Consider the following 16,306-nt stretch of genomic DNA (forward strand, 5'->3'; position numbering starts at 1 on the left):
GGCTCGATTCGTCTCCCTGCCTCACGCCCGGATGACGCGAGGTATCCGTGAGCGAAAAGTCACTGAAGGATCTGATCGAGGAACGTTTCGAGACCGACAGCCTGCAACTGCCGGTGTTCAATCCGGTCGCGCTGGAACTGCAAAAACTCAATCAATCCGACACCGTTTCCATGAACCAGATCGCGGACCTGATCATGAAAGATCAGTCGTTGGTCAGCCATCTGCTGCGCCTCGCGAATTCCTCCTTTTATGGCGGGCTGAAACAGGTGGAGACGGTCAGCGCGGCCGTGGTGCGGTTGGGGATGAATCGGGTCACCAGTCTGGCGATGCTGGCGTCTCTGTTACTGGTGAACAAGGCGCACGTCAAGGCCGTCAGCGCCTGTCTGCCGGCACTTTGGAGCCGCACCTTCGTCTGCGCCACCGGCGGGCGCTGGCTGGCGGAGCAGACGGGGTACAAGTCTCTGGCCGAGGAAGCGTTTCTGGCTGGGCTGCTGCACGATATCGGCGAGCTGTTTTTGCTCAAGGTACTGGAACGCCTAGCGGTGGATCGCAGCCATCCATTGCCGCTCACGGAATCGCTGGTAGGCGAAATCCTGGATGCCATGCACCAGGAGATGGGCTATCGGTTGATGGTCAAATGGGAACTGCCGGGAAGCTACGCGCGGATTGCCCGCGATCATCATGCGCGGGAATTCGACGAGAACGACACGCTCCTGGTCATCACCCGGTTGCTGGATATCGTCTGTCACAAACTCGGCATCGGTCAGACGGCCGATCCCGACATCGTCCTGGCGGCCACGCCGGAGGCCCAGGCGTTGGGTCTCAAGGAGATCAAGCTGGCGCAGTTGGAGATCCTGCTGGAGGACGCGGTCGCCGAGGCGAACGAGCTGTCATGAGGCAGGTCGCGTTGCGGATCTCTCCAACGGAACGGACCGCTGGCGAGCGCCGGATCATTCAAACATACAAAGGGGCCATCCGCCGCCAGGCGTGGCCCTGATGGGCGCGCCCGTCCCATTCGTGCAGGGTATGCCAGATGCCCTTGTCCCACAGCAGGCGACTGAGATAGCGGTTATTGTCGAGGAAAGGGTCTTGACTGCCGACCACGAGCACGATGTCCAACCGTCGCAGCGCCGCCAGACGATCCGGACAGCCCAGGTTGGGGAGGTACTGGGTGGGCGTGTGGAAATAGGTCAGATCGTCCCGGTGGCCGCCAAAGAGGTCACGGAAATCCTCCACGTTCAGACTCAGGTCATAGCGCCCGGAGAAGGCCGCGACCTTGCGGAAGAGGTGCGGGTGACGGAAGGCGATATTGACGGCATGAAAAGCGCCCAGGCTGCACCCGTGGGAGATGGTGCAGGGGTGCGGATTTTTCGCCGCCATCAGGGGCAGCACTTCGTTCAGGACATAGTCCTCGAAGGCATGATGGCGACGGATACGGTCGGCGGGGTGATTCCAGAAACAGTAGAGCGATTCCCAGTCGATACTGTCCACGCAATAGAGTTGGAGTTGTCCGGCCTCGATCTTGTGTCGGAGCGACTCGACGAGGCGCAGATCCTCGTACTCATGGAAACGTCCGTCGCGAGTCGGGAAGACCAGCACCTTGGCCCCGGCGTGCCCGAAGACCAGCAGTTCCATCTCCCGGCCGAGCCGGTGGCTATACCAACGGTGATATTCGCGGTTCATCGCCTTGACCTTGCGAAAAGAGAGAGTCGATAGGGTTCGATGCAGTGAAGTCGGTGCGCGCGGCCAGGGTCACCGGATCGCGTCCGCGGAATCCTAATGGATGAAGATTGCGGCCATGTGACTTGCGTCGGTCGCCGAGGCATCCCAAGCGCGGTCAGCCTAAGAAAGTATCCATCAACTGTCTCCCGACTTGAGCTGCACTGTCCGGCAGCAATCGGGAAGTAGAAAATGAACAGTTTTTAAGGATTGGCGAGACCGTCAGAGCGGCGCGAGGAAGGCCCAGAGCACGGCCATGAGATCCTGTTCCTGGCGCCGCCGGGCGGGATAGTCGAAGTGTCCGGCCTCCAGCACGAACAAGCCCTTGTCGCCAGGAATGGCGTTGTAGACCGCGAACTGTCCCGGCGGCGCCACGATCGGATCGAAACGGGCGGCGGCCACCTGCATCGGCTGGCGGATATGCCTGGCGGCGAGGGCGGCATCGTAATACGCCAGGGTTTCCGGAACCCGACCCTGAGTCCGCACGAAGGACTGGACCGCTGCCCCGCTGCCGGTGGTGGGCAGGGTGAGCCGCAGCGGCTGGTGACCGAAGGTCGGCACATTGAGATGACCGCGCCCGAGGCGTTCATCCCAGGCCAGCGCCATGGCGCCCAGACCGCCGCCGAGGCTGATCCCGAGATAGCCGAGGCGTCCGTCGAGATCCGGGAAGAGTCGCAGCAGGACGGTGACGCCGGTCCAGATGTCGTCCACGCAGCCCCCAAGGAGGTAACGGTCGCGATCATGGATGTCATGGAGGACGTGCCAGTTGGGGTCTTCCGAAATCGGCGGACAGCGGCTCAGGCCAAGACCCCGGAAACAGGGAATCAGGTAAGCGCCATCCGGGCGCGGCAGATCCAGCGGCGGGCGCTCGACCCCGCCATAGCCGTGTCCCAGGATAAAGCCTCGCCGTGGCGGTTGATGCAACGGTGTCAACAGCCAGCCGCGAATCTGGACACCCTCGGTGGAGTCGTATTCCAGGTCATGCACCTGAAAATGCGGATGCGACAGGCTCGACCGGCGCAGGCGGGGGTTGGGATCGACCGTCAGGGCGCGAGCCTGGCGGGCGCGCCAGAAGGCGACGAAATCGGCTGGCTCGGGCGGCGGCTCGACCGCGAGCAGTGCGTCCAGGTCGTAGCCGTAGCTGGGATCGTAGGGATAGCCGTGAGCGAAGGACATGGGCATGGCTCGCAGTGGTTAAGGCATTGCCATTAAGTTACGCCGTTCGTGGTGAGTCCTGAGCATAGCCGAAGGGTCGAACCATGAACGGCTTAACTTAGTAACTGTCCACATACGATTTCCCGATTTTCCGTTCATCCTTCGACAAGCTCAGGACGAACGGAAAATCGCACTCCGAGGTTGACCTTGAATCCGTTCGTGGTGAGTCCTGAGCGCGGCCGAAGGGTCGAACCATGAACGGATTCAAGGTCGCCACGAACAGAGTACAGTTCAAATCGGGAAACAGTTAATGGACAGTTCCTTACTCCCACAAGCCTGGTTTAGCGGTAGACCCTGCCGGAGGATGCGCAGTCGCCGAGCCGAATGGGCTTATGCCGCATCATCGGACTCGAGAAAACGGAAGCCGTTGCGCCCGGCCTGCTTGGCCTGATACATCGCCAGGTCGGCATGGCGCAGCAGGGTATCGGGGTCGGCGTGGTCGAACGGGTAGAGGGTCACGCCAATACTCGCCGAGATCGCGACGCTGGTCTCCGCGTCGAGGGCATAGGGTTCGGAGATGGCCGCCAGCAGACGTGTCAGCAGGTGCTCGCATTCGTCCCGACTGGCCAGATTTCCCATCAGCAGCACGAACTCGTCGCCGCCCAGCCGGGCGACGGTATCGCCTTCGCGCACGGATTGAGTCAGCCGTCCGGCGACCGCGATCAGCAGTCGATCGCCCGCCGCGTGTCCATAGGTATCGTTGACCGGCTTGAAGCCGTCCAGATCGAGATAACAGACCGCCAGCAGACATTCCTCGCGCCGGGCATGCGCCAGGGCAATCCGCAGACGGTCGGCCAGCAACGTCCGATTGGGCAGGCCGGTCAGTGGATCGAAGTGCGCCATCTGTTCCAGACGGCGTTGCTGCTCCTTGATCTCGGTGAGATCCGTGAACATGGCGAACGAGCCGCCAAAACCCTGTTGCGCGTCCTGGATGGCCACCGCCGAGACCAGCGTCCAGAGTTCCGTGCCGTCCTTGCGGCAAAACCGACGTTCGTACTGTTCGTGCTCGCCACGATGCCGGGCCTGCATCCGCTCCCCATGCATCTCCAGATCCTCCGGGAACATGAACTCCTCGACCGGGCGGCCCAGCATGTCCGAGGGATCGTAACCAAGCAAGGCTGCCATGCGTGGATTGACGAAGGTGGTCAGATGCCGCTCGTCCATGGCCCAGATGCCTTCGTGGGCGGTCTCGACGATCCGGCGATAGCCTGACTCGCTCTCGCTCAGGGCATCTTGCGCACGCTTGCGCTCGACGATATCCCAGGCCAGGTCGGCGAAGGTGGAAACGATGTTCAGATCGCTCTCCTCATAGTCGCGCGGCTTGTTGCCGACACCGAGGATGGCGACGATGCGCTCGTTGCGGAACACCGGAACCACCAGTTCGCGGATGACCTGGGCATGTCCCGGCGGCAGGCCGTGACGCGCCGGGAGCGCCGCGTAGTCGTTCTGAATGATCGCCCGGCGCTGGCGCACGCAATCGGCCCAGACGCCGGCCGCCGAGAGCGGGTAATGGAGCCCGGCTCCTTCCGCCTGACAGAATTCGCGCACGGTTCGCGTCGACCAGGTTTGCAGTACCAGGGTTTCCTGATCGGGTTCCAGAAAGTGATAAAAACCGATCAGGCTGCCGGTCAGGGCCGCGGCCTCGTCGACACTCGCCCTCAGCACCTCTTCCATCGAGCGGGTCTCGGCCCCGTCGATCAGGCGCAGACGCGCCTTGAGCATGTCCGTGAGTCGTTTGAGATGGGTCACATCGCGCGCGGCGGCAAACACCCGCTCGTCATCCCCGTCATGATCGCGATAGACCGAGGCGTTGTAGAGCACGGGGGTCGCCCGGCCATCGCGGTGCATCAACTCCAGGTCATAATCGCGCACCTGTCCCTGCTCGAAGACCTGGCGGTAGCCTGCCCGCGCGCGCTCCGGATTGGAAAAATAGCTGGCAAACTCGGTCCCGACAAGTTCGGTGCGCGAATACCCCGTGGACGCTTCGGTGGCCGCGTTCACATCCTTGATCAGCCCTTCCGGGTCGATGACGACCAGGGGATCGAGACTGGCTTCGAGCAGGCCGCGGTTGTAACGATTGGCACGCCGCAGCGCATCCTCGGCCTGCTTCCTGTCGGTGATGTCCTCGGTGAAGATGACGATGCCGCCAACAGGTCCATCGTACCGATACCAGGGCCGCACGGCCCAGTGTTGCCATTGCACGCTGCCATCCCGACGCTCGAACCGGTCATCGGCCTCCTGCACCACCTCGCCGGCCAGACCGCGTCGATGCGCGTCTTTCCAGCGATCCGGGACCTCGGGAAAAATTTCGTAGTGAGAACGGCCAATGACGTCCGCCACTCCATAGTCAAGGAGCCAACGTCGGCTAACCGCGAGATAACGCATGTCGCGGTCGAACATCGCGAGCGCGACCGGGGCATAGCCGACGAACAGCCGCAGGCGCTCCTCGCTCTCGGCCAACTGTCGATCGCGCAGCGCGATACTGTCGGCCATGCGATTAAAGTCATTAGCCAGTTCGGCGAGTTCGTCGTTGCCCGCGACCGTGACACGCGCGGCGTACTGGCCGTTGGCGAGCGCCTTGGCTGCGTTCTGGAGGTGACGAAGTTTGCCGATGACGAAATGCTGCAATAAGGTGCCGCCGACGATGAACAGCAGCAGGAAGACCACGAGATGGTCGCGCAGCGAGCGGGTGAAATGCTCGAAGGCGCGCTGCTCGATTTGATCGATGGGCAGCCAAAGGCTCATGATCCCGCGCAGATCGCCCTCATGAAAACCGGACGCGGGCGAATAACGGTCGCGAATGTTCGCGGGAACCTGCTGAGGATCGCCGTGACAGGCCAGGCAATAGGCTTCGGTCCAGATCGGCTGCGCGTAGTGATAGAAGCGCCGTCCATCGGAAGCGGAGACCTGCGCGAGACGTTCCGACGACGTGGGATGTTGCGCGAAATACGCAATGGCATCCGCGTCGGTGTCGTCTGGCCCTTGGTTCTGATCGAGGCGTTCCAGACCGACGACCTGGATTTGCAGCTCATCTGGACGTTGTTTCCCAAGTTCTTCGGCGATCCTCGCGAGTGCATGGGTTGGCAGCAGATCGATGGTCTCGCAGGCCAGGGGCAGTCCATGATTGAGGAAGGACTGATGATAGACCCGGCTGCTGGCCGTCAGGACCGTCCGCAGGGCTCTGGCTTCGGCGAGGAGTGTCTCCATGGTTTCCGCGCGCGCCACGCGGTAGTGCTCGATTTGCAAAACCGTGAGACCGATCAGCAGGCTCGCGCCCACGCCAAGCCAGAGTTTCAGTTGGAGGCGTGAAATTCCGAGACCTTTCCCGATGAAATCACCCAGACGATGGCCTTGAGAGTCCGTTGATTTCATGGTGTTTGTTCGAGAATCTCCCGCTCCAGCCGTCGTTTCACGTCCCCCGGCGAGCCGGTGTGGCGCGCCAGCAGGTCATAGGCGACCGGGACCACGAAGAGGGTGAAGAAGGTCGCGGCGAGCACGCCGGCGAGGACGACGGTGCCGATCACGGCGCGGGTCTCGGCGCCGGCCCCGTTCGACAACAGCAGGGGCACGGAACCGGCGGCGGTGGTCAGTCCGGTCATGAGGATCGGACGCAGACGCACATCGGACGCCTCCAGCAGCGCGGCGCGGAATTCATGTCCCTGATCGCGCAACTGATTGGCGAATTCGACGATCAGGATGCCGTTCTTGGCCGCCAGTCCCACCAGCATGATGAGCCCGATCTGGCTGAAGATATTCAGCGTCTGCCCGGTAAGCCAGAGTCCGAGCAGGGCGCCGGCCATGGCGAGCGGAACCGTGAGCATGATGACCAGCGGATGCATCCAGCTCTCGAATTGCGCCGCCAGCACCAGAAAGACCACGACCAGACCCAGGGCGAAGACAAAGAGCACGCCCTCATTGCTGGAGCGAAAATCCCGACTCTGACCCTTGTAGTCGATCCGCGCCTGAGCGGGCAGATGGTCGCGCACCTTGGCCTCCAGATCGGCCAGCGCCGCGCCGAGCGAGAGCCCCTCCGCCAGATTCGCCTCGATGGTGATGGCGCGGATCCGGTTGTAGCGTTTGAGGCTCTGGGAGTCGGCCGACTCGATCACCCGCGCCAGATTGGAAAGCGGGATCAGCGCGCCGCTGCGATCGGAGCGCACATAGAGGTTATCCAGACTGCCGGGAGTGCGCTGTTCGGCGCGCTCGCCTTCCAGGATGACATCGTATTCCTCGCCGGCATCCAGATAGGTCGTGACCTTGCGCGAGCCGAGCATGGTCTCCAGGGTGCGTCCGAGGTTGCCGATGGTGACGCCCAGATCGGCGGCGCGGTCATAGTCGATCTCGACCCGAAGCTGGGGCTTGGTCTCCTTGTAGTCCCAATCGATGCCGGTCAGTCCAGGATTGTCCTGCTCGATGGCGGCGAGCAAGCGGTCGCGCCAGACGGCCAGTTCCTCATAGGTGCCGCCGCCGATGACGAACTGAATCGGTTTCGCGATGCGCGACCCGAAACCCTGTCGCATGACCGGAGTGGCGCGCACGCCGGGCAGATCGCTGAGTTTGGCGCGCACCTCGTCCATGATGACCCAGCCGGAGCGGCGCAGGCCAAAGTCGTTCAGGACCATAACCACCATGCCGGAATTGAAGGTCGAGGTATTGGTGAAGGCGCGCGGGGCACGGACCAGCAGCCGGATCGCCTCGCCGCTCTCGGTATAGGGCAAGAGGCGTCGTTCGATCTCGTCCATGTAATCCTTCATATACTCGAAGGAAGCGCCCTCGGGACCGTTGACCAGGATGAAGAAGGCGCCGCGATCCTCCTTGGGCGTGTATTCCTGGGGGATGCGCTCGAACAGCCAGAGCGCGCCGATCAGGGTGAACACGAAGGCCAGCAGCACGATCCAGGGCTGGCGCAACAGGAAACGCAGGCTTCGACCATAGCCGCGCCGCGCCCATTGAAAGGCGCGATCCACGCCACGGGACAGGACCGCGCGCCCCTGACTGGCGTGCGTGGCGGGCAGGATCCGGGAGGCCAGCATCGGCGACAGCGACAGCGCCACAAAGGACGAGAAGCTCACCGCCGCCGCCATGGTCAGGGCGAATTCGCCGAAGAGCCGTCCGACATCGCCCTGCAGAAAGGCGATGGGCACGAAGACCGCGACCAGCACGAGGGTGGTCGCGATCACCGCGAAGCCGACCTGACGGGTGCCCCGATAGGCCGCGACCAAGCGCGTCTCGCCATATTCTTCCATCCTTCGGTGGATATTTTCGAGCACCACGATGGCATCGTCGACCACCAGACCGATCGCCAGCACCAGCGCCAGCAGGGTCAGGATATTGATGGAGAAATCGAGCGCCAGGAGCAGGATAAAGGTCGCCACCAGCGACACCGGCACCGTGACCGCAGGCACCAGCGTGGCCCGCAGGCTGCCGAGAAAAAGAAAAATCACCAGCGTGACCAGACCGATGGCGATCGCCAGCGTCTTGTAGACCTCGTCGATGGCGCCCTTGACGAAGACCGAGCTGTCGTAGCTCTGCTTGATCGCCATCCCCTCGGGGAGCAGCGGATTGAGCCGGGCGGCCTCGGCCTTGACGCCATCGGCGACCGCGACGGTGTTGGCCGTGGACTGTTTGACGATGCCGATGCCGATCATGGGCACCGCGTTGCCCCGGAAGAAGGTGCGGTTTTCCTCGGTGCCGCGCTCCACCCGCGCGACATCGCCGAGACGCACCAGATAGCCGTCCTCGCCGCGCGCCAGCACCAGACGCGCGAAATCCTCGGGGGTCTTGAAGGCGCGATTGACCCGCACGCTGAACTGACGGTCGAGGGACTCGACCTCGCCCGCGGGCAGTTCCAGGTTTTCGGCGCGCAGGGCGTTTTCGACCTCCGCCACCGTCAGATTGCGCGCCGCCAGCGCCCTGCGGTCAAGCCAGATGCGCATGGCGAACACCTGATTGCCGCCGACCTGAACCCGCGCGACGCCATCTAGTACCGAGAATTGGTCCACCAGATAACGGCGCGCGTAGTCCGTGAGTTCCGGCAGGGTCAGACGGTCGCTGGTCAGGTTGAGCCAGAGGATGACATCCTCGTTGCTGTCGACCTTCCGGATCTCCGGCGGCTCGGCCTCCGCCGGCAACTGATCCAGGATGCCGGAGACCCGATCGCGGATGTCGTTGGCGGCGCCGTCGATGTCGCGGTCCATGTGGAACTCAACCGTGACCGCCGACCGCCCGTCCTGGCTGGTCGACTCCACCGTGCGGATGCCCTCGACGCCGGCGATGCGATCCTCGATGAGTTGGGTGATGCGGCTCTCCACCACATTGGCTGCGGCGCCGGGATAGATCGTCTCGACCGAGACCACGGGCGTGTCGATGTCGGGAAATTCGCGCAGCGGCAGACGGTCGAAGGCGACCAACCCAAAGGCGACCAGCAGGAGCGAGAGCACGCTGGCGAGCACCGGCCGGGTGATCGAGAGGTCCGAGAGGATCATGGCGCGGCATCCGTCACGGCGGGCGGATTCCGGGTGCCGTCACCGCCGATCGCGTCGAGAATCCGCAGCGGCTGACCGGGGCGAACCTTGTCGTTGCCGTCGGTCACGACACGCTCGCCCGGCTGGAGTCCCGCGCGGATTTCCACCCAGCCCGGCTGACGGGTGCCGATCTCGACCTGACGACGTTGTGCCGTCGGTCCCTCCTTCCCGTCGCTCAGGGCCAGGACGAAATGCTCCTGCCCTTGGTGCAGGAGCGCCTTTTCCGGAATGACCAGACCCTCGCGCGGATCGACCAGCAGATCGATGCGCATCAGTAGCCCTGGTTTCAGTTGCCGCTCCGGATTCGGGAGGATGGCGCGCACCTGCGCGGTGCGGGTCACCGGATCGATGCGGCTGTCGATGCCGCGCACCACGCCGGTAAAGACCCGCTCGCCATGCGCGCTGGTCCGGGCCTCGATCCGCAGTCCGGGGACCAGCGACGGCAGATGGACGCTCGGGACGGCGAAATCGAGCTTCATGAGGCGGTCGTCGTCCAGCGTCGTGATCGGATCGCCAGGTTCGACCAGTGCGCCGCGACTGACATCGCGGAACCCAAGGACACCATCGAAGGGGGCCAGGATGACGCGATCCGCTAGGCGCGATTCCAGCGCCACCAGGATTGCGTGCGCGGTATCCAGATCGCGCTTGCGTTCGTCGAGCAGCGATTCGGAAGCCGAACGTTGTGCCACCAGCGCCTTCACCCGTTGATATTGGCGCTCCGCTTCGCCTGCCCGAACCCGCGCCTCTTCCAGCAGCGCGTGCTCCTCGGCGTTGGTCATCTCGACCAGCAGATCCCCGGCGCGCACCCGCTGACCGTCCTCGAAATGCAGTCTGGAAATGGTCTCGGTCACATTGGCGGTGATGACGACTGACTCGTTGGCCTTGAGCGTCCCGAGCGCCTCGACCCGATCAGCCAGCGACTGGCGGACGACCTCGGCCGCCAAGACCGGAATCGGCTTCTCCGGCGGGTTGTCGGCGGCTTGCGCCATAGCGGCGGGAGCCCACAGGAGCAGACAGATCAGCAGCCGCCCGTTCAGTTGCGTCATCGAAAAATACCGCAAGCGTATCTCCAAAAGGCAAAGATCTCGTGTTTGATTTTTTCAGATCGTGACCAAACGACTGAACGAACCTGCATCCACGACGGCATGCGTCGTTTTGAATGATCGGCCAGGTTAGCGCAAACACTGAAAATGTTGGAGTCGATGCGGTTTCAATCATAGATGCGCGTTACCGGAAAGATGATGCGCATCCTTCGATAGATCAAGGAACGAGATTGCACTGGTTGACATCCTTGATCAGGATGAACCCAAGACACTTTATTGCCTGGTCCGAGAACGGGGAGATCAATTGGCCGATTTTGGATGATCGGCTGACGCATGCGGGCGCCGACTCCGTACGGTCGACAATGGCCGGCGGGCAGTGGAGCAGGCGACGACGATGGACGCCGGGGCGTACGAGCGAGCCCGATAAACGCGCGGATACCGAAGAAGGACGGCGACGCGGCGCATGGCCGCGCGACCGCAGCGCGGAAAGAGCGGCGGATTTCCTCCGATAATTATGAATCCAAATCGCTTTCTTGCCGCGCCTTTGTCGTGTTCCCGGTCCGATCCTCGCCAAACGAGGCGACGCATAACCGAAGCCATTCGTTTTGCAGATGGAGTGCTTGCGAGGTCGCACTGCGCCAACTCCCCAAGGCAGTGGTCGCGCTGCCAGACGCTGAATCAGACTCCAAAGGGAAAAACCCATTCATCCCCTGCCGCCAAGAATCGATCAGTTGACGCTGAGCGTCGGTCCAGAAGAGGAACATCGATTCCGACTGATTCCACCAATCGAGCCAGAGCTTCGAGAATGCCGCTTCATGACCGGCAAATTTGGACTGTAGCTTGAAAAAAGAATCCACCATCTCCTGAGTCGCTTCCAACGGTTTGGCAAACAGGTTGTTGGGAGCCCCACCCGACGCGGATTGATCCTCGGCTCGCGAATCATCGCGGGCACTCACGCCGCTGGAGATCGTGGCAGTCTGATGCGCCATGTCGTCCATCGCTTTCACCTTTTTTCATCAATTGACTTGAATTGTCAGTATGAATGGGGAAATTTCGATGGGCTATCCGTGCAAATACGGATGAGGTTTTTCCGCCATCCGCGATCGCCAGCGTTACCGACAGACCGGCTGTCGTTGTGGACCCGAAGGTCATTCATCCCGCCGAGGCGCCAGCGGTGAAGGCTGCCGCTCCGCCAATGGAGCCCGTTCGCGTGCTTTCGTGGCGACCTTAAATCTGCAATGCTAATGTCCCTTTTGTCCGCTTGATTCTGTTGGGGATACCATGATCTCCGTGACGCTGAATGGCGAGCTTCGCGAGCTCGATCTCGATCCGGGTACCCCTTTGCTCTGGGTACTGCGGGACCATCTTGGCTTGACCGGCACCAAATACGGCTGCGGCAAGGCCGAGTGCGGCGCCTGTACCGTCCATCTGGACGGCGCGCCGGTCAATGCCTGTGTCACGCTGCTGTCCGCCGTTGCGGGTAAGACCGTCACCACGATCGAAGGTTTGTCGCCGGACGGACGCCATCCGCTCCAATTGGCCTGGATCGTCGAGGAGGTGCCGCAGTGCGGTTACTGCCAGTCTGGCCAGTTAATGGCCGCGGCGGCGCTGTTGAACGAGCACCCACGACCGACCGATGCCGACATCGATGCCGCCATGTCCGGGGTACTGTGCCGCTGCGGAACCTACACGCGCATCCGCCGGGCAATCCAGCGCGCCGCGAATCCCGAGGCTCGGGATGGTTGATCTGCCTGAAAATGTTCGGCTAACCCGTCGTGCATTGCTGAAGATTGGCGCGCTGGCAGGTGGCGGACTGGTGCTGGGGATGGTTCTGCCCACGCGCGCCGATCCGCCACCCACCCCAGCCGACGCGATGCCGGAGCCTGCCATTCCAAGTCCGGCGGATCCGCCCGCCAAATTCGCGCCCAATGCCTGGATCCGCATCCATGGCGACGGCCGAATCCAATTGGTTCTGGCACGCTCGGAAATGGGCCAGGGCGTCATGACGACCCTACCCATGCTGCTGGCGGAGGAACTGGAGGTCGGACTCGATCAGATCGAGATCGAACTGGCGCCAATCGGTTCCGACTATATCAATCGGCTCCTGGGCGAGCAGGCGACGGGCGAAAGCACCTCGCTGCGCGATGCCTGGACCGGACTGCGCGAGGCGGGTGCGGTCGCGCGTCGCCTGCTGATCAACGCCGCTGCCACCACTTGGGGAGTGCCTGACGAGGAATGCCAAGCGCGGCGCGGGCGCGTCCATCACGCGGACGGCACGCGCAGTCTTGCCTATGCCGAACTGGCCGTCCTGGCGGCGGATTTGCCGGTCTCCGAACCGTCTTCCGAGCCGATCGCACTGAAGTCGCCCGACACCTGGACCCTGATCGGAACCCGTCCGCGCCGTCTCGATACCCCTGACAAGGTCACAGGCCAGGCACGCTACGGGCTCGATGTGCGCCTTCCGGGCATGCTGTACGCGACCATCGAACGCTGTCCCATCCTGGAAAGCCACGTGCGAAATTGGCGCGGTGACGCCGCGCGCAAAATTCCTGGAGTGATCGATATTCTGACGGTGCGTCATGGCGTCGCGGTGGTCGCCGAGACGAGCTGGGCCGCGTTGCGCGCCCGCGAGATCCTGGAGATCGACTGCCGCCCGTCCACCAACAGCGCGGCGGATAGCGAGCGCATCCGCGCCCGTTTCCGCGCCGCGCTGACCGGCCGCGCCGCGCTCGCGCACCGCCAGGGGGATGTCAGCGCCGCGCTGGACGCCGCGCACCGACAGGTCGAAGTCGTGTACGAGGTTCCGTTTCAGGCCCATGCCTGCCTGGAGCCGATGAACTGTAGCGCCGATGTCGGGCCGGACCGCTGTGCCGTCTACGTCCCGACCCAGGATCAGCAGGGCGTCCGGGAGACGGCGCGGCGCCTCACTGGATTGCCGGCGGAGCGGATCGCGGTCCACACCACCCTGCTAGGGGGCGGCTTCGGCCGTCGGCGCGAGCAGGATTTCGTGATCGACGCCGTCGAACTGTCCAAGCTACTGGGGCGTCCGGTCCAGGTGATCTGGACCCGCGAGGACGATCTTCGGCACGATTTTTATCGCCCCATGACCCTGCATCGGTTGCGTGGCGGACTCGACGAACAAGGCCAACCGACGGCCTGGTTCCATCGCATCGTCGGGCCTTCGCTGCTCGCGCGGGTGCGCCCGTCAGACATGCCAGAGGGTCTCGATCCGACGCTGATCGCGGGCGCCGCCGATCTCGTCTACGCGATCGCTCATCGGCGAGTGGAATATCGGCGTGCCGACACCCCCGTGCCCGTGGGTTTCTGGCGGGGCGGAGGACACACCCAGAACGCCTTCGTCACCGAATGCTTTCTCGACGAACTGGCGCGCCTCGCGGGCCAGGATCCGCTGGCCCTGCGGCGCACCCTGCTCGCGGACCGTCCGCGTCATCGGCAGGTTCTGGAGCTGGCCGCCGAACGCGCCGACTGGAGCGCTCCGCCAATGGCGGAACGCGCCCGTGGGATCGCGCTGGCGGAGGCGTTCGGCAGCTTCATCGCCACGGTCGCCGAGGTCTCGGCGAGCGCCGGCCAGATCAGGGTTCATCGGGTCGTCTGCGCGGTGGATTGCGGTCAGGTCGTGCATCCCGAGATCGTGCGCGCCCAGATCGAGGGCGGTGTCGTCTTCGGTCTGACCGCGACGCTCAAGGGCGCCATTACCCTGTCGGAGGGCCGGGTGGAACAGGGCAATTTCGCCGATTATCCGCTGTTACGCTTCGATGAGATGCCCGCGATCGAGGTCCATCTCGTGCGCGGTGACGCCGCGCCGGGCGGGGTCAGCGGACTTGGGACGCCGCCCATCGCCCCGGCGGTGGCGAACGCCCTGTCCGCGCTCACCGGACAGCCGGTGCGTTCTCTGCCGATCCAGTTGGGCGGATAAGGCCGGGTTGCTTCGGCGTGCACGGCGCCAGGCGCCTTGCCCCTTCATTCGCAATAACGATCCGCCAGCGCCTGATGATAGGCAAGTTTGTTTTCGTTGAGATCCTTTTCGCTGCGGGTGCGATAGCCGTTCAGGATCTTTTGATGCCACTTGGCGACCTCGGCGTGCTGCTTCGCGCATTTGGCTGGATCATGCTCGGTGCGGGCGGAGGCGCGTGACCGACGCGCCTCGGTCTCGGCGTGTTTGCGGGCGCGCTCGCGCTCCCCAGACACCCGCTCCCGCTCGGCCCGCATCTCCTGGACCTGGGATTCGATCGAATAATCCCGGCTTTTCGATCCGCCGTCAGTCGGAGCGCGGGTGTCGACCGCCAGCGCGCCGCCTCCGGCATTGTCCGCGCAGGCGGTCTGCTGATAGCTGACCTGTCCGTTCGCCTGCTGGCATTTGTACAGCCCGGCCCCGGCCGGGTGCGCGGCGAGAGCAAGTCCGATCAGGCCGAGCGCGAGGCGGCTGGGCCGGTCAATCCCGAAAGTCAACATGCGCGGTCTCCGTTCCCTCTTCTCAACGATCCTGACCAGACCCGTCAGCAGCACTCGCGTCGTCGCGCGCAGGCCTCGGCGAGTTCGCGCAGCATGGGCGCGGTGTCGTCCCAGCCGACGCAGGCGTCGGTGACGCTCTGACCGAAAATGAGGTCGCCGCCAGCATCCAGGTTTTGACGTCCGGCGATCAGATGACTCTCGATCATGACCCCGATAATGCGCCGGTCGCCGCGGCCGATCTGGCCCGCGACATCCTGACAGATGCGCAACTGCTTCTCGGGCCGCTTGCCGCTGTTGGCATGGCTGAAATCGATCATGATCTTGGGCGTCAGCCCGGCGTCGGCGATCTGTTCGGCGGCGATGCTGACGCTTTCGGTGTCATAGTTGGGCCGCTGTCCGCCGCGCAGAATGATGTGGGTGTCCACGTTGCCGGTGGTGCTGAAGATGGCCGATTGACCCTCCTTGGTCACGGACATGAAGACATGGGGCCGTGCCGCCGCGTGGATGGCGTCGATGGCGACCCGCACGTCGCCGTTGGTGGCGTTCTTGAAGCCGATCGGGCAGGACAGCCCGGAGGCAAGTTCGCGGTGTCCCTGACTCTCGGTGGTCCGCGCGCCGATCGCGCCCCAACTCACCTGATCGGCGATGTACTGGGGACTGATCAGATCCAGGTACTCGGTGCCGGCCGGAATCCCCATCTCGTTGAGATCCAGCAGCAGCTTGCGGGCGATCCCCAAACCCTTGTTGATCTCGAAACTGCCGTCGAGATTGGGATCGTTGATGAGCCCCTTCCAGCCGACCGTGGTGCGCGGCTTCTCGAAATAGACCCGCATGACCAGCAACAGATGCTCGCTCAGTTCCTCGCGCAAGGGATGAAGACGCTGCGCGTATTCAAGCGCGGCCTGTGGATCGTGAACCGAGCAGGGACCGACCACGACCAGCAGACGGTCATCGCCGCCGTGGAGGATGCGCTGGATTGCGTGGCGGGTTGCGTGTACGGTCTCGGCGGCTTGTTCGGAAAGCGGATATTCCTCGTGCAAGGCACGGGGCGAGCGGACTTGGGTGATGTCGCGAATGCGCAGGTCGTCGGTGCGGTGCATGGTGGAGCGCCGGGGCGGTTGCGAAAGCGATGAAGTATAAACGGAAACCCGAGCGTCAAACTTTAGTTGTCAGTTGTCGCGGCGATTCTATCGATAGGGGGTGCGACGACGGCAGATGAGTGAGGGCATCGGCTTCCGCATCACCGGCAGCCCTGGGATTGCCGACCTGCAGTCGGCGCTTCCCGGCGGCGGCACGCCCATTCCAACGCAAGACGGATGCGGACGGCCGAAC

At 63.7% G+C, this 16,306-nt stretch carries 11 protein-coding genes; 3 read left to right on the top strand and 8 right to left on the bottom strand.

Features of this window, described 5'->3' with window-relative positions; translation table 11 throughout:
- Positions 1–47: 47 nt before the first annotated feature.
- A complete protein-coding gene (locus THIVI_RS13425) occupies positions 48–896 on the top strand; it encodes an HDOD domain-containing protein (protein WP_014779114.1) in 849 nt (282 codons plus the stop codon).
- A 58-nt stretch (positions 897–954) separates the two neighbouring features.
- Here the strand turns inward: THIVI_RS13425 and THIVI_RS13430 are convergent, their stop codons facing one another.
- The 6 genes from THIVI_RS13430 to THIVI_RS13455 all read right to left on the bottom strand — a co-directional run bounded on the left by THIVI_RS13430 (position 955) and on the right by THIVI_RS13455 (position 11,499).
- Positions 955–1,683, bottom strand: coding sequence for an esterase family protein (locus tag THIVI_RS13430; RefSeq protein WP_014779115.1), 729 nt, complete (start codon positions 1,681–1,683; stop codon positions 955–957).
- A 258-nt stretch (positions 1,684–1,941) separates the two neighbouring features.
- Positions 1,942–2,895 (bottom strand): acetylxylan esterase, encoded by a 954-nt coding sequence (locus THIVI_RS13435; protein WP_014779116.1) that lies wholly within the window; start codon positions 2,893–2,895, stop codon positions 1,942–1,944.
- A gap of 369 nt (positions 2,896–3,264) precedes the next feature.
- Positions 3,265–6,306, bottom strand: a complete 3,042-nt coding sequence (locus THIVI_RS22850; protein ID WP_014779117.1) for a PAS domain S-box protein — start codon at positions 6,304–6,306, stop codon at positions 3,265–3,267.
- Positions 6,303–9,419 (bottom strand): efflux RND transporter permease subunit, encoded by a 3,117-nt coding sequence (locus THIVI_RS13445; protein WP_014779118.1) that lies wholly within the window; start codon positions 9,417–9,419, stop codon positions 6,303–6,305. The genes THIVI_RS22850 and THIVI_RS13445 overlap by 4 nt, the downstream gene beginning before the upstream one ends.
- Positions 9,416–10,504 (bottom strand): efflux RND transporter periplasmic adaptor subunit, encoded by a 1,089-nt coding sequence (locus tag THIVI_RS13450; protein ID WP_041447596.1) that lies wholly within the window; start codon positions 10,502–10,504, stop codon positions 9,416–9,418. The genes THIVI_RS13445 and THIVI_RS13450 overlap by 4 nt, the downstream gene beginning before the upstream one ends.
- A 509-nt stretch (positions 10,505–11,013) precedes the next feature.
- The gene (locus THIVI_RS13455) at positions 11,014–11,499 is read right to left on the bottom strand and encodes a hypothetical protein (protein ID WP_014779120.1); all 486 of its coding nucleotides are present in this window, start codon (positions 11,497–11,499) and stop codon (positions 11,014–11,016) included.
- 283 nt (positions 11,500–11,782) lie between these two features.
- Between THIVI_RS13455 and THIVI_RS13460 the strand changes: the two genes are divergently transcribed.
- Positions 11,783–12,247 (top strand): (2Fe-2S)-binding protein, encoded by a 465-nt coding sequence (locus tag THIVI_RS13460; RefSeq protein WP_014779121.1) that lies wholly within the window; start codon positions 11,783–11,785, stop codon positions 12,245–12,247.
- Positions 12,240–14,438, top strand: a complete 2,199-nt coding sequence (locus tag THIVI_RS13465) for a xanthine dehydrogenase family protein molybdopterin-binding subunit (protein ID WP_014779122.1) — start codon at positions 12,240–12,242, stop codon at positions 14,436–14,438. Before THIVI_RS13460 ends, THIVI_RS13465 begins: the two co-directional genes overlap by 8 nt.
- A 44-nt stretch (positions 14,439–14,482) precedes the next feature.
- On the opposite strand, the gene THIVI_RS13470 is transcribed toward THIVI_RS13465, so the two are convergent.
- Positions 14,483–14,974, bottom strand: a complete 492-nt coding sequence (locus THIVI_RS13470; protein WP_014779123.1) for a DUF4124 domain-containing protein — start codon at positions 14,972–14,974, stop codon at positions 14,483–14,485.
- Positions 14,975–15,018: 44 nt separating this feature from the next.
- Positions 15,019–16,074: a 3-deoxy-7-phosphoheptulonate synthase gene (locus THIVI_RS13475; RefSeq protein WP_014779124.1), complete on the bottom strand. Its 1,056-nt coding sequence runs from the start codon at positions 16,072–16,074 to the stop codon at positions 15,019–15,021.
- Between the last annotated feature and the right edge of the window lie 232 nt (positions 16,075–16,306).

Origin of the sequence: Thiocystis violascens DSM 198, assembly GCF_000227745.2 — a bacterium.
Lineage (GTDB): Bacteria > Pseudomonadota > Gammaproteobacteria > Chromatiales > Chromatiaceae > Chromatium > Chromatium violascens.